At 74.8% G+C, this 14,565-nt stretch carries 15 protein-coding genes and 1 pseudogene; 4 read left to right on the forward strand and 12 right to left on the reverse strand.

Annotated elements, in window-relative coordinates:
* The first annotated feature begins 56 nt into the window (after positions 1-56).
* Positions 57-866, forward strand: a complete 810-nt coding sequence (locus tag EV189_RS11745) for a class I SAM-dependent methyltransferase (RefSeq protein ID WP_165400271.1) — start codon at positions 57-59, stop codon at positions 864-866.
* Between the two features lie 7 nt (positions 867-873).
* Here EV189_RS11745 and EV189_RS11750 read toward each other — a convergent pair whose 3' ends face one another.
* The 4 genes from EV189_RS11750 to dxr form a co-directional block, all read right to left on the reverse strand.
* Positions 874-1,713 (reverse strand): GNAT family N-acetyltransferase, encoded by an 840-nt coding sequence (locus EV189_RS11750; protein ID WP_130493741.1) that lies wholly within the window; start codon positions 1,711-1,713, stop codon positions 874-876.
* Positions 1,714-1,738: 25 nt separating this feature from the next.
* Positions 1,739-2,875: a flavodoxin-dependent (E)-4-hydroxy-3-methylbut-2-enyl-diphosphate synthase gene (ispG, locus tag EV189_RS11755; RefSeq protein ID WP_130493742.1), complete on the reverse strand. Its 1,137-nt coding sequence runs from the start codon at positions 2,873-2,875 to the stop codon at positions 1,739-1,741.
* An 83-nt stretch (positions 2,876-2,958) separates the two neighbouring features.
* Positions 2,959-4,179: a M50 family metallopeptidase gene (locus EV189_RS11760; protein ID WP_130493165.1), complete on the reverse strand. Its 1,221-nt coding sequence runs from the start codon at positions 4,177-4,179 to the stop codon at positions 2,959-2,961.
* 3 nt (positions 4,180-4,182) lie between these two features.
* Positions 4,183-5,388, reverse strand: coding sequence for a 1-deoxy-D-xylulose-5-phosphate reductoisomerase (gene dxr, locus EV189_RS11765; RefSeq protein WP_130493166.1), 1,206 nt, complete (start codon positions 5,386-5,388; stop codon positions 4,183-4,185).
* 182 nt (positions 5,389-5,570) lie between these two features.
* On the opposite strand from dxr, the pseudogene EV189_RS21150 reads away from it, so the two are divergent.
* Together EV189_RS21150 and EV189_RS21155 are read left to right on the forward strand one after the other, a co-directional pair.
* Positions 5,571-5,828, forward strand: a pseudogene (locus tag EV189_RS21150) (GNAT family N-acetyltransferase); the annotation flags it as partial.
* Between the two features lie 63 nt (positions 5,829-5,891).
* Positions 5,892-6,284: a TIGR03618 family F420-dependent PPOX class oxidoreductase gene (locus EV189_RS21155; protein WP_231116425.1), complete on the forward strand. Its 393-nt coding sequence runs from the start codon at positions 5,892-5,894 to the stop codon at positions 6,282-6,284.
* 4 nt (positions 6,285-6,288) lie between these two features.
* Here the strand turns inward: EV189_RS21155 and EV189_RS11775 are convergent, their stop codons facing one another.
* The 7 genes from EV189_RS11775 to rpsB form a co-directional block, all read right to left on the reverse strand.
* The gene (locus EV189_RS11775) at positions 6,289-6,957 is read right to left on the reverse strand and encodes a hypothetical protein (RefSeq protein WP_130493168.1); all 669 of its coding nucleotides are present in this window, start codon (positions 6,955-6,957) and stop codon (positions 6,289-6,291) included.
* A 2-nt stretch (positions 6,958-6,959) separates the two neighbouring features.
* Complete coding sequence (gene rlmN, locus EV189_RS11780) at positions 6,960-8,183, reverse strand: 23S rRNA (adenine(2503)-C(2))-methyltransferase RlmN (RefSeq protein WP_407938140.1); 1,224 nt, start codon at positions 8,181-8,183, stop codon at positions 6,960-6,962.
* 46 nt (positions 8,184-8,229) lie between these two features.
* Positions 8,230-9,075, reverse strand: coding sequence for a phosphatidate cytidylyltransferase (locus EV189_RS11785; RefSeq protein ID WP_231116318.1), 846 nt, complete (start codon positions 9,073-9,075; stop codon positions 8,230-8,232).
* A 177-nt stretch (positions 9,076-9,252) separates the two neighbouring features.
* Positions 9,253-9,810 (reverse strand): ribosome recycling factor, encoded by a 558-nt coding sequence (frr, locus tag EV189_RS11790; RefSeq protein ID WP_130493170.1) that lies wholly within the window; start codon positions 9,808-9,810, stop codon positions 9,253-9,255.
* Between the two features lie 95 nt (positions 9,811-9,905).
* On the reverse strand, positions 9,906-10,649 hold the full coding sequence (gene pyrH / locus EV189_RS11795) for a UMP kinase (protein ID WP_231116319.1): 744 nt from the start codon (positions 10,647-10,649) through the stop codon (positions 9,906-9,908).
* A 119-nt stretch (positions 10,650-10,768) separates the two neighbouring features.
* Entirely contained in the window at positions 10,769-11,587 is an 819-nt protein-coding gene (tsf, locus tag EV189_RS11800; protein WP_130493171.1) for a translation elongation factor Ts, read from the reverse strand.
* Between the two features lie 134 nt (positions 11,588-11,721).
* A complete protein-coding gene (rpsB, locus tag EV189_RS11805) occupies positions 11,722-12,558 on the reverse strand; it encodes a 30S ribosomal protein S2 (RefSeq protein WP_130493172.1) in 837 nt (278 codons plus the stop codon).
* 338 nt (positions 12,559-12,896) lie between these two features.
* On the opposite strand from rpsB, the gene EV189_RS11810 reads away from it, so the two are divergent.
* The gene (locus tag EV189_RS11810) at positions 12,897-13,643 is read left to right on the forward strand and encodes a M23 family metallopeptidase (RefSeq protein WP_231116320.1); all 747 of its coding nucleotides are present in this window, start codon (positions 12,897-12,899) and stop codon (positions 13,641-13,643) included.
* Here the strand turns inward: EV189_RS11810 and whiG are convergent.
* Entirely contained in the window at positions 13,564-14,454 is an 891-nt protein-coding gene (gene whiG, locus EV189_RS11815; protein WP_407938141.1) for an RNA polymerase sigma factor WhiG, read from the reverse strand. The genes EV189_RS11810 and whiG overlap by 80 nt on opposite strands.
* Positions 14,455-14,565 lie beyond the last annotated feature (111 nt).

Genomic DNA, 14,565 nt, shown 5'->3' on the forward strand with positions numbered 1-14,565 from the left:
AGCGGCACGACGGGCAGCGGCTAGGGTGCGGGCTCCGGGACCAGCAGAGGAGCGGCGTGGCGGACCTTCGTGCAGCCCTGACGCGGGCGCGCGGCGACGCGTGGGGGTCCTGGGCGGTCGCGCGCGGCTACGAGGTGCTCGAGGGCCCGGTCGACGCGGGCGAGACCGCCGCCCTGGAGGCGGTGGAGGAGGCCTCCCGGGGCGACGTCCTCGACATCGGCGTCGGCGCGGGGCGCACCACGGCCCTGCTGGCCCCGTCGGCGCGGCACTACCAGGGCATCGACAGCAGCCCCGGGATGCTCGCCCGCGCGAGCGCGCGCTTCCCCGGTGTCGAGCTCCGGGTGGGCGACGCCCGCAGCCTCGACGGGGTCGCGAGCGGGTCCCAGGACCTCGTGGTCTTCAGCTACAACGGCATCGACTGCGTCGCCCACGAGGACCGCGCGCGGGTGCTCGCCGAGGTCCGGCGCGTGCTGCGACCCGGTGGCCGCTTCGTGCTGAGCACGCTCAACCTCGACGGCCCGGAGTACGCCCGGGTGCCCCGCCTCGAGCGCTACCTCGAACGGCCCTCCTCGCTGCGGCAGGCGCCGCGCAGCGCCGTGCGCGCGCTGCGCTACCCCCGGGCGCTGGTCGGCTACTGGCGCACGGCCGCCCGGGCCCAGCGTGGCGAGGACTGGGCGACCTGGCCGCTCGAGGTGCACGGCTTCCGCTTCCTGTGCCACTTCAGCACCGTCGACGCGGTGCTCCGCGAGCTGGCGGCCGCCGGCCTGCGCGTCGACGGCGCCTGGACCGGCGGGGGCGAGCGCCTCGACCTCGCCGAGCCGCGCACGTCGACGGGCTTCGTGCACCTCGCCTGCACGGCGGGCTGAGCAGCGGCTAGAACAGCACCGAGGCGAAGGTGCCGACCTGCTCGAAGCCGACCCGCGCGTACGCCGCCCGCGCGGGCGCGTTGAAGTCGTTGACGTAGAGCGAGACGACCGGGGCGATGTCGCGCAGCGCGGCGTCGACGACGGCGGCCATCCCGGCGACCGAGAGCCCCTCGCCGCGGCGGTCGGGCCGGACCCAGACGCCCTGGACCTGGCAGGCGCCGGGCACCACGGCGCCCACCTCGGCCTTGAAGACGACCGAGCCGTCCTCGATGCGCGCGAACGCCCGGCCGGCGGCGACCAGCTCGGCGACCCGCGCGCGGTAGAGCGCACCCCCGTCGCCCGCGAGCGGCGAGACCCCGATCTCCTCGGTGTACATCGCGAGCGAGGCCGGGAGCAGCACGTCGAGCTCGTCCGGGCGGACCCGGCGCACGAGCGGGTCGGCGAGGACCGGGGAGGGCCGGCTCGTCGCGAGCAGCGGCTGGCAGGGACGCAGCTCGCGCGCCGGGCCCCACGACGGCTCGAGCCGCGCCCACAGGTCGAGCACGGCCTCGGCCGGCCCGACGATCGAGGAGCAGCGGCGCCCGGAGGCGCGGGCCCGCTCGGCGTACGCCTCGACGGCCTCGGCGTCCGCGGCCACCGGGATGAGGTTGGCGCCCGCGTAGCACAGCGAGCGCAGCACGCCGTCCGGTGCCCAGCCCCAGACCTCGGCGCCGAGCCGCCAGCCGTTCAGCCCGACCGCGTGGAGCCGGGCGCCGACGAAGGCGTTGGTGACGGGGTCGCCGTCGACGAGGGCGAGCGCCTCGGCGGTGTCGGCGACGTTGAGCAGCCGGAGGGCGGAGGTACGCAGCACCCGCCCTCCCGTCGCTGCTCGCTCAGGCCCAGCTGACGCTGGGCTCACCGGAGGGTACGCCGCTGGCCCGCATCGCGTCGGCGAGACGCCCGGCCTCGACGATCAGCGTGTCCACGATCTCGGCCTCGGGGACGGTGCGGATGACCTCGCCCTTGACGAAGATCTGGCCCTTGCCGTTGCCCGACGCGACGCCCAGGTCCGCCTCGCGCGCCTCGCCCGGTCCGTTGACGACGCAGCCCATGACCGCGACGCGCATGGGGACGTCGATGTCGGACAGCGCGCTCGTCACCTGCTCGGCGAGGGTGTAGACGTCGACCTGCGCGCGCCCGCAGCTGGGGCAGGAGACGATCTCGAAGCCGCGCTGGCGCAGGCCGAGCGACTCGAGGATCGCGATCCCGACCTTGACCTCCTCCGCCGGCGGGGCGGAGAGCGAGACGCGGATGGTGTCGCCGATGCCCTCGGCGAGCAGCGCGCCGAACGCCACGGAGGACTTGATCGTGCCCTGGAACGCCGGGCCCGCCTCGGTGACGCCGAGGTGGAGCGGGTAGTCGCACTGCTCCGCGAGCAGCCGGTAGGCGTTGATCATGACGACGGGGTCGTTGTGCTTGACCGAGATCTTGATGTCGCGGAAGCCGTGCTCCTCGAACAGCGAGCACTCCCACAGCGCCGACTCCACGAGCGCCTCGGGGGTGGCCTTGCCGTACTTCGCGAGCAGCCGCTTGTCGAGCGAGCCCGCGTTGACGCCGATGCGGATCGGCGTCCCGGCGTCACCCGCCGCCCTCGCGATCTCCTTGACCTTGTCGTCGAACTGCTTGATGTTGCCGGGGTTGACGCGGACGGCCGCGCAGCCGGCGTCGATCGCGGCGAAGACGTACTTCGGCTGGAAGTGGATGTCGGCGATGACGGGGATCGTCGACTTGCGCGCGATCACCGGCAGCGCGTCGGCGTCGTCCTGGCTCGGCACGGCGACCCGGACGATCTCGCAGCCGCTGGCCGTCAGCTCGGCGATCTGCTGGAGGGTGGCGCCGATGTCCGAGGTGAGCGTCGTGGTCATCGACTGCACGCTGACGGGAGCGTCGCCGCCGACCTTGACGCTGCCCACCTGCAGCTGCCGCGAGCGGCGGCGCGTGGCGAGCGGCCGCGGCGGGGCGGCGGGCATCCCGAGCTGGACGGGGACGGTCACGGTGGCGGGGCTCCTGTCGTGGGAGGACGGTCCGAGGCTAGTCGAGCCAGGGCCCGCGGCTAGTTGAGGCGGATCGGGTTGACGATGTCGGCGGCGACCGCCAGCAGGCTCGTGAGGCCGAACACGAGGATGACGGCGTAGGTCACCGGCATGAGCTTGTTGTAGTCGACGCGTCCAGGGTCCGGCAGGCCGCGTCGGCGGGCCACCCGGCTGCGCACCGCCTCGAACCACGCGACCGCGACGTGCCCGCCGTCGAGCGGGAGCAGCGGCACGAGGTTGAAGATGCCGATGAAGACGTTGAGCTGGGCGAACGCCGTCAGCGCGATGACCGTGTGCCCGGAGGAGACGGCCTCGCCGCCGATCCGGCTGGCGCCGACGACGCTGACCGGGGTGTTGGGGTCGCGGGGGTGGCCCTCGAGCGCGTCGACGAGCTTCGGCACCTTGCCGGGGAAGGCGGCCATCGCGGAGAACGTGGCGCTCACGACCTCCTGGCCGAAGGTCGCCGACCCGCCGAACGCGGAGAGCGCCCCGAAGTGCAGGACCGGGGCGGGGTACGCCGAGTCGGCGAGGGTGACGCCGATCGCCGAGACCTGCTTGCTCACCCCGTCGACCGTGCGCTGGACGCGGACGGGCGTCACCGTCAGCGTCTTCGCGGCGCCGGCGCGGTCGACCGTGATCCCCACCGGACCCGCCGGCAGCGCCTGCAGCGCGTGCACGAGCTGCTCGTAGGTCGAGACCCGCGTGCTGCCCACCGCGGTGACGAGGTCACCCGTCTGCATCCCCGCCTGCTTCGCGGGGGCCGGGTCCGTCGCCGCGCACGACGTCGCGGTGGTCGAGGCGGGGACGCAGTACGCCTGCACGACCGGCGGTGCCGAGGCGAGGCTGAAGTGCTCGGCCCCGCGGATGTTGGGCAGTCCCGTGGTCACCGCCGCGACGTAGGTGACGACCGCGGCGAGCAGGAAGTGCGTGATCGAGCCCGCCGAGAGCACGACCGTGCGCTGCCACAGCGGGCGCCGGAAGAACGCGCGCCCCTCGTCGCCCGGCTCGACGGGCTCGAGCGGGGTCATCCCCACGATCTTGACGAAGCCGCCGGCGGGGACGGCCTTGACGCCGTACTCCGTCTCGCCCCGGCGGAAGGACCAGACGGTCGGCCCGAAGCCGGCGAAGTACTGCGTCACCTTCATGCCGAACGCCTTGGCCATGACCATGTGGCCGGCCTCGTGCAGGCAGACCGCGAAGAGCAGCCCGACCGCGAACAGCACCACACCCAGCCAGAACAACCCTCAGCCCCTGTCCGCCGACCGCGCGAGCAGCTCCTGCGCGCGGGTGCGCGCCCACTGCTCCGCAGAGACAACCGCGTCGAGCGACGCGGCGTTCCCGCCGTCGTGCTCCTCCACCACGCGCGCCACCGTCTCGACGATCGCCGGGAAGCGCAGCCGACCTGAGAGGAACGCGGCCACGCACTCCTCGTTGGCCGCGTTCAGCACCGCCGGAGCCGTGCCGCCGCGGCGTCCCGCCTCCTTCGCGAGCTCCACCGCGGGGAAGGCCGCGGCGTCGAGCGGCGCGAACTCCCACGTCGCCGCCGTCGACCAGTCGACGGGGCGGGCGGCTCCCGGGATGCGCTCGGGCCAGGCCAGCGCGAGCGCGATCGGGAGCCGCATGTCCGGCGGGCTGGCCTGCGCCAGGGTCGAGCCGTCGACGAACTCCACCATCGAGTGCACGACCGACTGGGGGTGCACGACGACCTCGATGTCGTCGTACGCCGTCCCGAACAGCTCGTGCGCCTCGATGACCTCGAGCCCCTTGTTGACGAGCGTCGCCGAGTTGACGGTGACGACAGGGCCCATCGACCACGTGGGGTGCGCGAGCGCCTGCTCCGGCGTGACGTCGCCCAGCTCCTCGCGGCGCCGGCCGCGGAAGGGCCCGCCGGAGGCGGTGAGGACGAGCCGGCGCACCTCCTCCGCGCGGCCACCGCGCAGGCACTGCGCCAGCGCCGAGTGCTCGGAGTCGACCGGCACGAGCTGGCCCGGGCGCGCGACGGCGCGGACGAGTGGACCGCCGGCGACGAGCGACTCCTTGTTGGCGAGCGCGAGCGTGCGACCCGCCTCGAGCGCGGCCAGCGTGGGGCCGAGCCCGACGGAGCCCGTCATGGCGTTGAGCACCACGTCGCAGTCCCAGGCCGCGAGCTCGGTCATGGCGTCCGGGCCGGCGAGCACCTTCGGCAGGGAGGTCTCCCCCGCGCTCCACCCGCGGCGCTGCGCCCCGGCGTACAGCGCCAGCTGGAGGTCCTGCGCCGCGGTCGCGCGGGAGACGGCCACCACCTCCACGCCGAGCTCGAGCGCCTGCTCGGCGAGCAGGTCCACCCGGCCGCCGCCAGCGCCGAGCCCGACGACGCGCAGGCGCTGCTCGGGGTCGGCCCGGACGACGTCGACCGCCTGGGTGCCGATGGACCCGGTCGAGCCGAGGACGACCACGCTGCGGGAGCTCACCCCGCCATTGTCCTCCGCGCGGGGGCCCGCCGCCGCCCGCGTAGGGTCCGGTCGTGCCCTCCCCCGCTCCGCTGCAGGTCCGTACGGCCGCCCCCGACGACCCCGCCGCGCTCGCGCTCGCCCGCCTCGCCGAGGTGGAGCTGGCGGTGCGCTACCCGGAGGACGACGACCTGGGGCCCGACGTGCACCCGCTCGCCTGGGTCGTCGCCGAGCGCGAGGGCGTGCCGGTGGGGACGGTCGCGCTCTGCGACCTGCCCGAGCCCGGCGTCGGCGAGCTCAAGCGGATGTACGTCGCGGAGCCCGCCCGCCGCACCGGCGTCGCGCGGGCCCTGCTCGCCGCCGTCGAGGACGAGGCGCGGGCCCGAGGCCTGCGCGCGCTGCGCCTCGAGACCGGCACCCGGCAGCCGGAGGCCATCGCGCTGTACGAGGCGTCCGGCTGGCGCGCGCTCGAGGGCTGGGGCTACTGGGCGGGCGAGCCGCTCGCGCGCGCGTACGAGAAGGCGCTGGGGGTGGTGCTCTCCGACGACGAGCTCGCCTTCTGCACCGAGCGCCACCTCGCGACGCTCACCACGCTGCGCCCCGACGGCTCCCCGCACGTCGTGCCCGTCGGCTTCACCGTCCGCCGCCTCGACGGGGGGACCGTCGTGCGCGTCATCACCTCCGGCGAGTCGCGCAAAGCGGTCCACGCCGCCGCTGGCGGGCGGGCCGCCGTCTGCCAGGTGGACCGCGCGCGGTGGCTCACGCTCGAGGGCCCTGCGCGCGTGCTCGACGCGCCGGAGGAGGTCGCAGCGGCGGAGGCGGCGTACGCGGCGCGCTACCGGGAGCCGCGCCCGAACCCGCAGCGGGTCGTGCTGGAGATCGCGGTGGACCGCAGGTTGCGCTCGCGCGGGCTCTGAGGGGTCAGCCCGTCTGGCCGAGCGCGGAGCCGTCGTGCCCGAGGACGGCGCTCGGCTCCGCCTCAGCGAGCGGCTCGGGGGTGCGGACCGGCGCGCCGAGCAGCAGCGAGAGCAGGTCGCGGCGCAGCAGCAGGTCGACCGCGCGGTCGAGGACCTCGTCGACGCCGCGCTCGGCGTAGCCGCGGCGACGGCGGCCGAAGACCGCAAGGCGGACCTCCTCGACCCGCAGGCCGGGCTCGACGACGCTCGCGCCGCTGCCGAGGGCGCGGCTGGCGGTCTCCAGGTCGTCGAGCAGCCGGTCGAGCAGCGCGTCGACGTCGTGCTGCGCGTAGCCCTTGCGCAGCAGCCCGGCCCGCGGCAGGCGTGCCCCGGGCGGTCCGGCGAGCAGGACGCGCAGGTCCGCGAGGTCGCGCGCCAGCTCGTCGCTCACCTGCCACGGAGGGCTGCCGGCCATGCTGCGCTCGAGGCAGCGCAGCTCGAGGCGGTCGAGCGCGCGGTCGACGGCCACCACGTCGTAGCCGTGGCGCACGAGGTCGAAGCCGAGCCGGCGCACCTCGCCGGCGCTCGGCGGACGCCCCTCGGCGAGCGCCTGCTCCACCGCGGCGAGCGCCGCCTCGACCTGGCGCGGCCGGTAGCCGCGGCGCAGCCGCCCCACCCGGTGCAGCCTCGCCATCGTCAGGCCCTCCCCGTCGGCGCGCCGGCGGCGGCCCCGGCGCTGCCGCCGGCGTCACCCGGCTCGAGCGCGGCGAGCTGTCCGCACGCCCCCTCGATCTCGCGACCGCGGGTGTCGCGGACCGTCACCGCCACGCCGTGCGCCTCCAGGGCGCGCACGAAGGCCCGCTCGTCGCGCGAGCGCGAGGCGGTCCACTTCGACCCCGGTGTGGGGTTGAGCGGGATGAGGTTCACGTGCACGAGGCGTCCCTTGAGCAGCCGGCCGAGCAGGTCCGCGCGCCAGGCCTGGTCGTTGACGTCACGGATCAGCGCGTACTCGATGCTGACGCGTCGCCCGGTCCGCGCGGCGTAGCGCCACGCCGAGTCGAGCACCTCGGCCACCTTGTAGCGGGTGTTGATGGGCACGAGCTCGTCGCGCAGCTCGTCGTCGGGCGCGTGCAGGCTCACGGCGAGCGTCACCGGCAGCCCCTCGTCGGCGAGGCGGTCGATCGCCGGGGCGAGCCCCACGGTCGAGACGGTGATGCCGCGCCGCGACATGCCGAGCCCGTCGGGGGCCGGCTGGGTGAGGCGGCGGACGGCGCCGACGACCGCGGAGTAGTTCGCCAGCGGCTCGCCCATGCCCATGAAGACGACGTTGCTGACCCGCCCCTGCCCGCCGGCGACCTCGCCGCGCGCCAGGCTGCGGGCCCCGGCGAGGACCTGCTCGACGATCTCCGCCGTCGAGAGGTTGCGGGTGAGGCCCTGCTGCCCCGTGGCGCAGAACGGGCACGCCATGCCGCAGCCGGCCTGGCTGCTCACGCACATCGTCACGCGGCTGCGCCGCGGCGCGGGGCCGTCGTCGTCCGCCTCGTCGCCGAGGCCCTGCAGCGCGGTCGCCGCGCCCGGCAGGTCGGAGCCGGCGCGCGCGCCGTAGCGCATGAGCACGCTCTCGACGAGCGCGCCGTCGTGCAGCCGCCAGAGCGTCTTGACGGTGGCGCCCGCGTCGGTCTCCCAGCGGCGTACGGCGTGGAGCAGGTCCGGCAGCAGCGCGGCGCTGAGCTGCTCGCGCACCGGGGCCGGCAGGTCGGGCATCGCCGCCGGGTCGTCGACGAGGCGGGAGTACCAGTGCGTGGAGAGCTGGTTGGCGCGGAAGCCGGGCAGCCCCAGCTCGGCGACGGCCTCGCGGCGCTGCTCGAGCGTCAAATCGGAGAGGTGCCGCGGCGGCTTCCCGCGCCGCGGGGCGGCCATGACGAGGCGGGGCCGGTCCCCGGGCTCGGGGGCGGAGGGGGCGGGCTCAGCGGGAGAGGACATGGGAGAGCACCAGGTAGGCCACCGGAGCGGTGGGGAGCAGCGAGTCGAGCCGGTCCATGACCCCGCCGTGGCCGGGAAGGACCGAGCCCATGTCCTTGACGCCGAGGTCGCGCTTGATGAGGGACTCCGCGAGGTCGCCGGCGGTCGCCGTGACCACCGCGGCAAGCCCGAGCAGGGCGCCGCCCCACGCCGGGCCGTCGAGCAGCCAGGGCACGACCGCCGCGCCGACGCCGGTGCCGAGCACGAGGGAGCCGGCGAAGCCCTCCCAGGACTTGCGCGGGCTGATCCGCGGCACCATCGGGTGCCGGCCCCACAGCACGCCCGTGACGAAGCCGCCCACGTCGCTGCCGACGACGGCGAGGATGAAGGCGACGATGCGGTCCGGGCCGTCGTGCTCGCGCAGGAGCAGCAGGGCGAAGGACGCGAGCAGCGGGACGTACGCGGCGGTGAACACCCCGGCCGTCGCGTCGGCGACGAACCCCTCCGGGCCGTCGACGGCGCGCCAGACCAGGACGGCGGCGCACGTCACGAGCAGCACGCCGAGCAGCGGCCCCGCCCCCGCGGTGTACGCCGTGACGAGCATCGCGACCGACCCCGTGCCCAGCGGCAGCACCGGGACGCGCACGCCGCGGGTGCGCAGCGCGCCGGCGATCTCCCAGACCGCGACGAGGACCGCCACGGCGGCGAGCCCCACGAAGGCGGCCCGCTCGACGTAGAGCGAGGCCAGCAGGACGGCGATGAGCGCCACGCCGACGGCGATCGACTGCGGGACGTTGCGGCCGGCCCGCCGCGCGGTGCGCCGGGAGCGGCGCGGACCCGTGGGCGGCACGGGCGGCTCCCCCTCGGCTGAGGTGCCCGGGGCCTGGTGGCGGGGGTCCCCCTGCGGGGGGAGCGCCGGCACGGGGGCGTCCAGCCGGTGGGGACGGCTGCGCCGCCCGGGCCGCGCCGCTGTCGCGGACGGGGCGGGCTGCGCGTCGACGGGCGGGCCCGTGCGGTCGTCCCTCACTCAGACCTCGAGGAGCTCGGTTTCCTTGTGCTTGAGCAGGTCGTCGACGGCGTCGGTGTGCTTCTTGGTCAGCGCCTCGAGCTGCTTCTCCGCGCGCGCCACCTCGTCCTCGCCGGCGTCGCCGTCCTTGGCGAGGCGGTCGAGGGCCTCCTTCGCGTGGCGGCGCACCGAGCGGATGGAGACGCGGGCGTCCTCCGCCTTGGTCTTCGCGAGCTTGACGAACTCGCGGCGGCGCTCCTCCGACAGCGGGGGCAGCGGGACCCGGATGACGCTGCCGTCGTTGGACGGGTTGACGCCCAGGTCGGAGTCGCGGATGGCCCGCTCGATCGCCGCCATCGACGACTTGTCGAACGGCGAGAGCACGATGAGCCGCGGGTCCGGCGTCTGGAAGGACGCGAGCTGGTTGACCGGGGTGTACGACCCGTAGTACTCGACCACGATCTTGTTGAACAGCGCCGGGTTGGCCCGGCCGGTGCGGATGGTCGCGAAGTCCTCGCGCGCCACCTCGATGGCCTTGCCCATCTTCTCCTCGGCCTCGAGGAGGGTGTCGTCGATCACGGCGTGCCCCTTCAGTCCTGCTCTGGTCGTGCCCTTGTCGTGCCCTTGTCCTGCGCTGTCTAGCGCTGTCCTGCGTCCGCGGTGGTCCGGCGGGCTCAGCCCGCGTTCGACACCAGCGTCCCGATCCTCTCACCCTCCACGACACGGGCGATGTTGCCGTGCTCGAGCAGGTTGAACACGATGATCGGGAGCAGGTTGTCCTGGCAGAGGCTGAACGCCGTCGCGTCGGCGACCTTGAGCCCCTTGTGCAGGACCTCCTGGTAGCTCACCGTCGCGTACCGCTTGGCGTCGGGGTTCGTGCGGGGGTCGTCGTCGTAGACGCCGTCGACCGCCTTCGCCATGAGCAGGACCTGGGCGCCGATCTCCAGCGCGCGCTGGGCCGAGGCGGTGTCGGTCGAGAAGTACGGCATGCCGGCGCCCGCGCCGAAGATCACGACGCGGCCCTTCTCGAGGTGCCGGATCGCGCGGCGCGGGATGTACGGCTCCGCGACCTGCCCCATCGTGATGGCGGTCTGCACCCGGGTGTCGATGCCCTCCTTCTCCAGGAAGTCCTGGAGGGCGAGGCAGTTCATGACCGTGCCGAGCATGCCCATGTAGTCGCTGCGCGCGCGGTCCATGCCGCGGTGCTGCAGCTCGGCGCCGCGGAAGAAGTTGCCGCCACCGACGACGATCGCGACCTGGGAGCCGGAGCGGACGACGTCGGCGATCTGGGCGGCGATCGAGTGCACCACGTCGGGGTCGACGCCGAAGCCGCCGCCGCCGAAGACCTCACCGGAGAGCTTGAGGAGCACACGGTGGTAGCGCGGGCCAGCGGCCCCGTCCAGCTCGGCTGCGGTCACCGGGATGATCTCCTCTGCTCGGTCGTGGTGCGGGTCCCGTCGCTGGGTCGGCTCCTCGCGCCTCCGGCCCCCGCGGGCAGCAGCCCGGGGAGCCGGAGGGAGGTGCTCCAGGGAGGAGGCTACGCGCCGACCTCGAAGCGGACGAAGCGGCTCACGGTCACGCCGCGCTCGTCGAGCAGCGCCTTGACCGACTTCTTGCTGTCCTGGACGGAGGCCTGCTCGAGCAGGACGACGTCCTTGAAGAAGCCGTTGACGCGACCCTCGACGATCTTGGGGAGCGCGCCCTCGGGCTTGCCCTCCTCGCGGGCCGTGGCCTCGGCGATGCGGCGCTCGTTCTCGACCTGGTCGGCCGGGACCTCGTCGCGGGTGACGTAGAGCGGGCGCATGGCCGCGATCTGCATGGCGGCGCCGCGCGCGGCCTCCGCGTCGTCGCCCTCGAACTCGACGAGCACGCCGACCTGCGGGGGCAGGTCGCTGCTCCGGCGGTGCATGTAGGCGGCGACCTTGCCGTCGAAGTACGCGACCGAGCCGAGCTCGATCTTCTCGCCGATGACCGCGGAGGCGGACTTCAGCGCGTCGGCGACGACCTCGCCGTCGCTGAGCTGCTCGGCGAGCAGCTTCTCGGCGTCGGCGACGCCGGTCTTGGCGACGTGGGCGACGATGTCGCTGGCGAGCTGCTGGAACTGCTCGTTCTTGGCGACGAAGTCGGTCTCGCAGCGCAGCTCGACGAGCGCGCCCTCGGCGGCGGCGACGATGCCGTTGGCGGCGGTGCGCTCACCGGCCTTCTTGTCGACCTTCGCGCCCATCTTGACGCGCAGGACCTCGACGGCCTTGTCGAAGTCGCCGTCGGACTCCTCGAGCGCCCTCTTGCAGTCCATCATGCCGGCGCCGGTGAGCTCGCGGAGCCGCTTGACGTCCGCAGCGCTGATCGTGGCCATAGCTCTGGCTCCTCTGTCGGGGGAGGTACGGGTAGTGCCCCCGCACCGGGGGGCGGCAGTGCGTGGACCCCCGCGGCCCTGCCCGGAGCTCGGGGCTCCGGGCAGGGGCGCGGCGGTCGGGCGACCCCGGAGGGTCAGGCGCCGGCGGCGGGAGCGGCCTCGGCCGGCGCAGCGGCCTCGGCCTGCTCCCCGCCCTGGCCGGCGAGGAGCTGCTCCTCCCACTCGGCGAGCGGCTCGCCGCCGGCGACGTCACCGGCGGGCTGCTCGCCGCCGCGGGCGCCGGAGCGGGCCACGAGGCCCTCGGCGACCGCGTCGGCCAGCACGCGGGTCAGCAGCGTGACGGAGCGGATCGCGTCGTCGTTGCCGGGGATCTTGTAGTCGACCTCGTCGGGGTCGCAGTTGGTGTCGAGGATCGCGACGACCGGGATGCCCAGCTTGCGGGCCTCGCCGACGGCGATGTGCTCCTTCTTGGTGTCGACGATCCACACCGCGCTCGGCACGCGCGACATGTCGCGGATGCCGCCGAGGGTCTTCTCGAGCTTCTCCTTCTCGCGCTGGAGGACGAGGAGCTCCTTCTTCGTCATGCCCGAGCCGGCCACGTCGTCGAAGTCGATCTGCTCGAGCTCCTTGAGGCGCTGGAGGCGCTTGTGGACGGTCGAGAAGTTGGTCAGCATGCCGCCGAGCCAGCGGTGGTTGACGTAGGGCATGCCCACGCGCGTCGCCTGCTCGGCGATGGCCTCCTGGGCCTGCTTCTTGGTCCCGATGAAGAGGACCGAGCCGCCGTGCGCGACGGTCTCCTTGACGAAGTCGAACGCGCGGTCGATGTAGGACAGCGACTGCTGCAGGTCGATGATGTAGATGCCGTTGCGCTCGGTGAAGATGAAGCGCTTCATCTTCGGGTTCCAGCGGCGGGTCTGGTGCCCGAAGTGCACGCCGCTGTCGAGCAGCTGCTTCATGGTGACGACGGCCATGGCCGGCGCTCCTCTGGTCATGGCGCCCGGACGGGCGCCGCGGTTGTCCGCCCCGGACGGGTGCCCGGCGCGCCTGACGCCTGCGGGCGCCGCTCCACCCGGACGAGGCCGGGACCGTCGGAGCGCCGCCGGGAGCACAGGACCCGGTGCGGTGCTCCGGGTCTGCTGCAGGCATGCGAAGTCGACCCGCGGACGGGTCGCAGGGCCAGTCTAGCCGCTGCCGCGGGTACGCGGCGCCGCCCGTCGTCCACAGCCCCGCCCCGCGCGCGGAGGCCCGCCCGTCCCCAGCCCGGCGGTCGTCGGTGGCCGCCTCCGGGCTCGGCGCCCAGGGTGGCGGGGTGCCGCTCCAGCCACGGTCCTCCGACCCCCGCCCCCCACTCGCCGCCGCGCCCCGGCACCGGGCGCTCGTGCGGGCGCTGCTCGTCGCCGGGCTCGGGCTGCTCCCCGGCCTGCTGCCCGTCCCGGGCGCCCTCCCCGCGCGCACCGCCTGGGCGCTCCCGGGGTGGCGCGCACCCCTCGCCGGACCGCTGGTCGTCGTGCGCGGCTTCGCGCCACCGCCCGTGCCCTGGGCGGCGGGGCACCGGGGCGTCGACCTCGCCGGGAGCGACGGGGAGCAGGTGCTCGCCGCCGGCGACGGCCGGGTCGGCTTCGCGGGGCGCGTCGGCGGGCTGCCGGTCGCCGTCGTGGCGAGCGGGGCGCTCCGCACGACGTACGAGCCGGTCGTCGCGGTCGTGGCGGTGGGCCGGGCCGTGCGCGCGGGCGAGGTGATCGGCACCCTCGTCACGGCGGGCAGCCACTGCGCCCCGGGGGCGTGCCTGCACTGGGGGCTGCTGCGGGGGACGGCGTACCTCGACCCGCTGGCGCTGCTCGGCGAGCCGGTCGTCCGGCTGCTCCCGCAGACGGGTCCGGTCACCCTCGGCCCGGTCGCGCCGGCGCCGCGCCGTGCCCTGGTCGCAGACCGGCCGGCCGGGTGCGGCGGCCCGGTCGTCGAGCAGCTGCTGCTCGCTAGTCCTGGCCCTCGGAGAGCCGGCTGCGCAGCTGCAGGACCGCCTTGGTGTGCATCTGGCAGATGCGGCTCTCGGTGACGCCGAGCACCTGTCCGATCTCGGCGAGCGTCAGGCCCTCGTAGTAGTAGAGGGTGACGACGATCTTCTCCCGCTCGGGCAGCAGGTTGATCGCGCCGGCGAGCAGCCGCTTGGTCTCCTCGCCCTCGAACGCGGCGACCGGGTCCTCGACGCGCGTGTCCTCGAGGGTGTCGACGAGGCTGAGCTTGTCGCCCTTCTCCCCGCCGACGCTGATGAGCTCGTCGAGCGCGACGACGTTGACGAAGGAGACCTGGCTGAAGACCTGGTGCAGCTCCTCGAGCGAGATCCCGAGCTCGCCGGCGACCTCGGCCTCCGTGGGCGAGCGGTGCAGCCGGGCCTCGAGCGCCGCGTAGGCCTTCTCGACCTCGCGGGCCTTGTAGCGGACCGAGCGCGGGATCCAGTCGATGGCCCGCAGCTCGTCGATGATGGCGCCGCGGATGCGGTTGATCGCGTAGGTCTCGAACTTGTAGCCGCGCTCGAGGTCGAACTTCTCGATCGCGTCCATCAGGCCGAAGATGCCGTAGGAGACGAGGTCGGCCTGCTCGATGTTGGGCGGGAGCCCGACGCCGACGCGGCCCGCGACGTACTTCACCAGCGGGGAGTAGTGCAGGATCAGCCGCTCGCGCAGCGCCGTCGCGCGGGTCTCCTTGAACTCCACCCACAGCGCCATGAGCGCCTCGTCCACGGGCTGGCGGACCGGTCCGGCTGCCGGCGCGGCGGCAGGCTGCTCGTCGGCGGCGGGTTGCCCGTCCGGGACCTCGTCGACGGCGGCGTCACCGGGGTGCGCGTCGTCCGGGTGCGCGTCCTCCACCAGGTCACCGTCGAGCTGGGCACCGCCGAGCTGGGCACCGTCGAGCTGGGCGTCGTCGAGCTGCGCGTCGGCGCGGTGGCCGTCGTCGTCCGTCGTGTCGAGCAGCGTGGG

The organism is Motilibacter rhizosphaerae, from assembly GCF_004216915.1.
Lineage (GTDB): Bacteria > Actinomycetota > Actinomycetes > Motilibacterales > Motilibacteraceae > Motilibacter > Motilibacter rhizosphaerae.

Excerpts from the sequence above, each read along its gene's own strand:
- ispG (WP_130493742.1), bottom strand. The coding sequence starts at position 2,875 with ATGCCCGCCGCCCCGCCGCGGCCGCTCGCCACGCGCCGCCGCTCGCGG.
- EV189_RS11775 (WP_130493168.1), bottom strand. The coding sequence starts at position 6,957 with ATGGCGAGGCTGCACCGGGTGGGGCGGCTGCGCCGCGGCTACCGGCCG.
- rlmN (WP_407938140.1), bottom strand. The coding sequence starts at position 8,183 with ATGGCCGCCCCGCGGCGCGGGAAGCCGCCGCGGCACCTCTCCGATTTG.
- tsf (WP_130493171.1), bottom strand. The coding sequence starts at position 11,587 with ATGGCCACGATCAGCGCTGCGGACGTCAAGCGGCTCCGCGAGCTCACC.
- rpsB (WP_130493172.1), bottom strand. The coding sequence starts at position 12,558 with ATGGCCGTCGTCACCATGAAGCAGCTGCTCGACAGCGGCGTGCACTTC.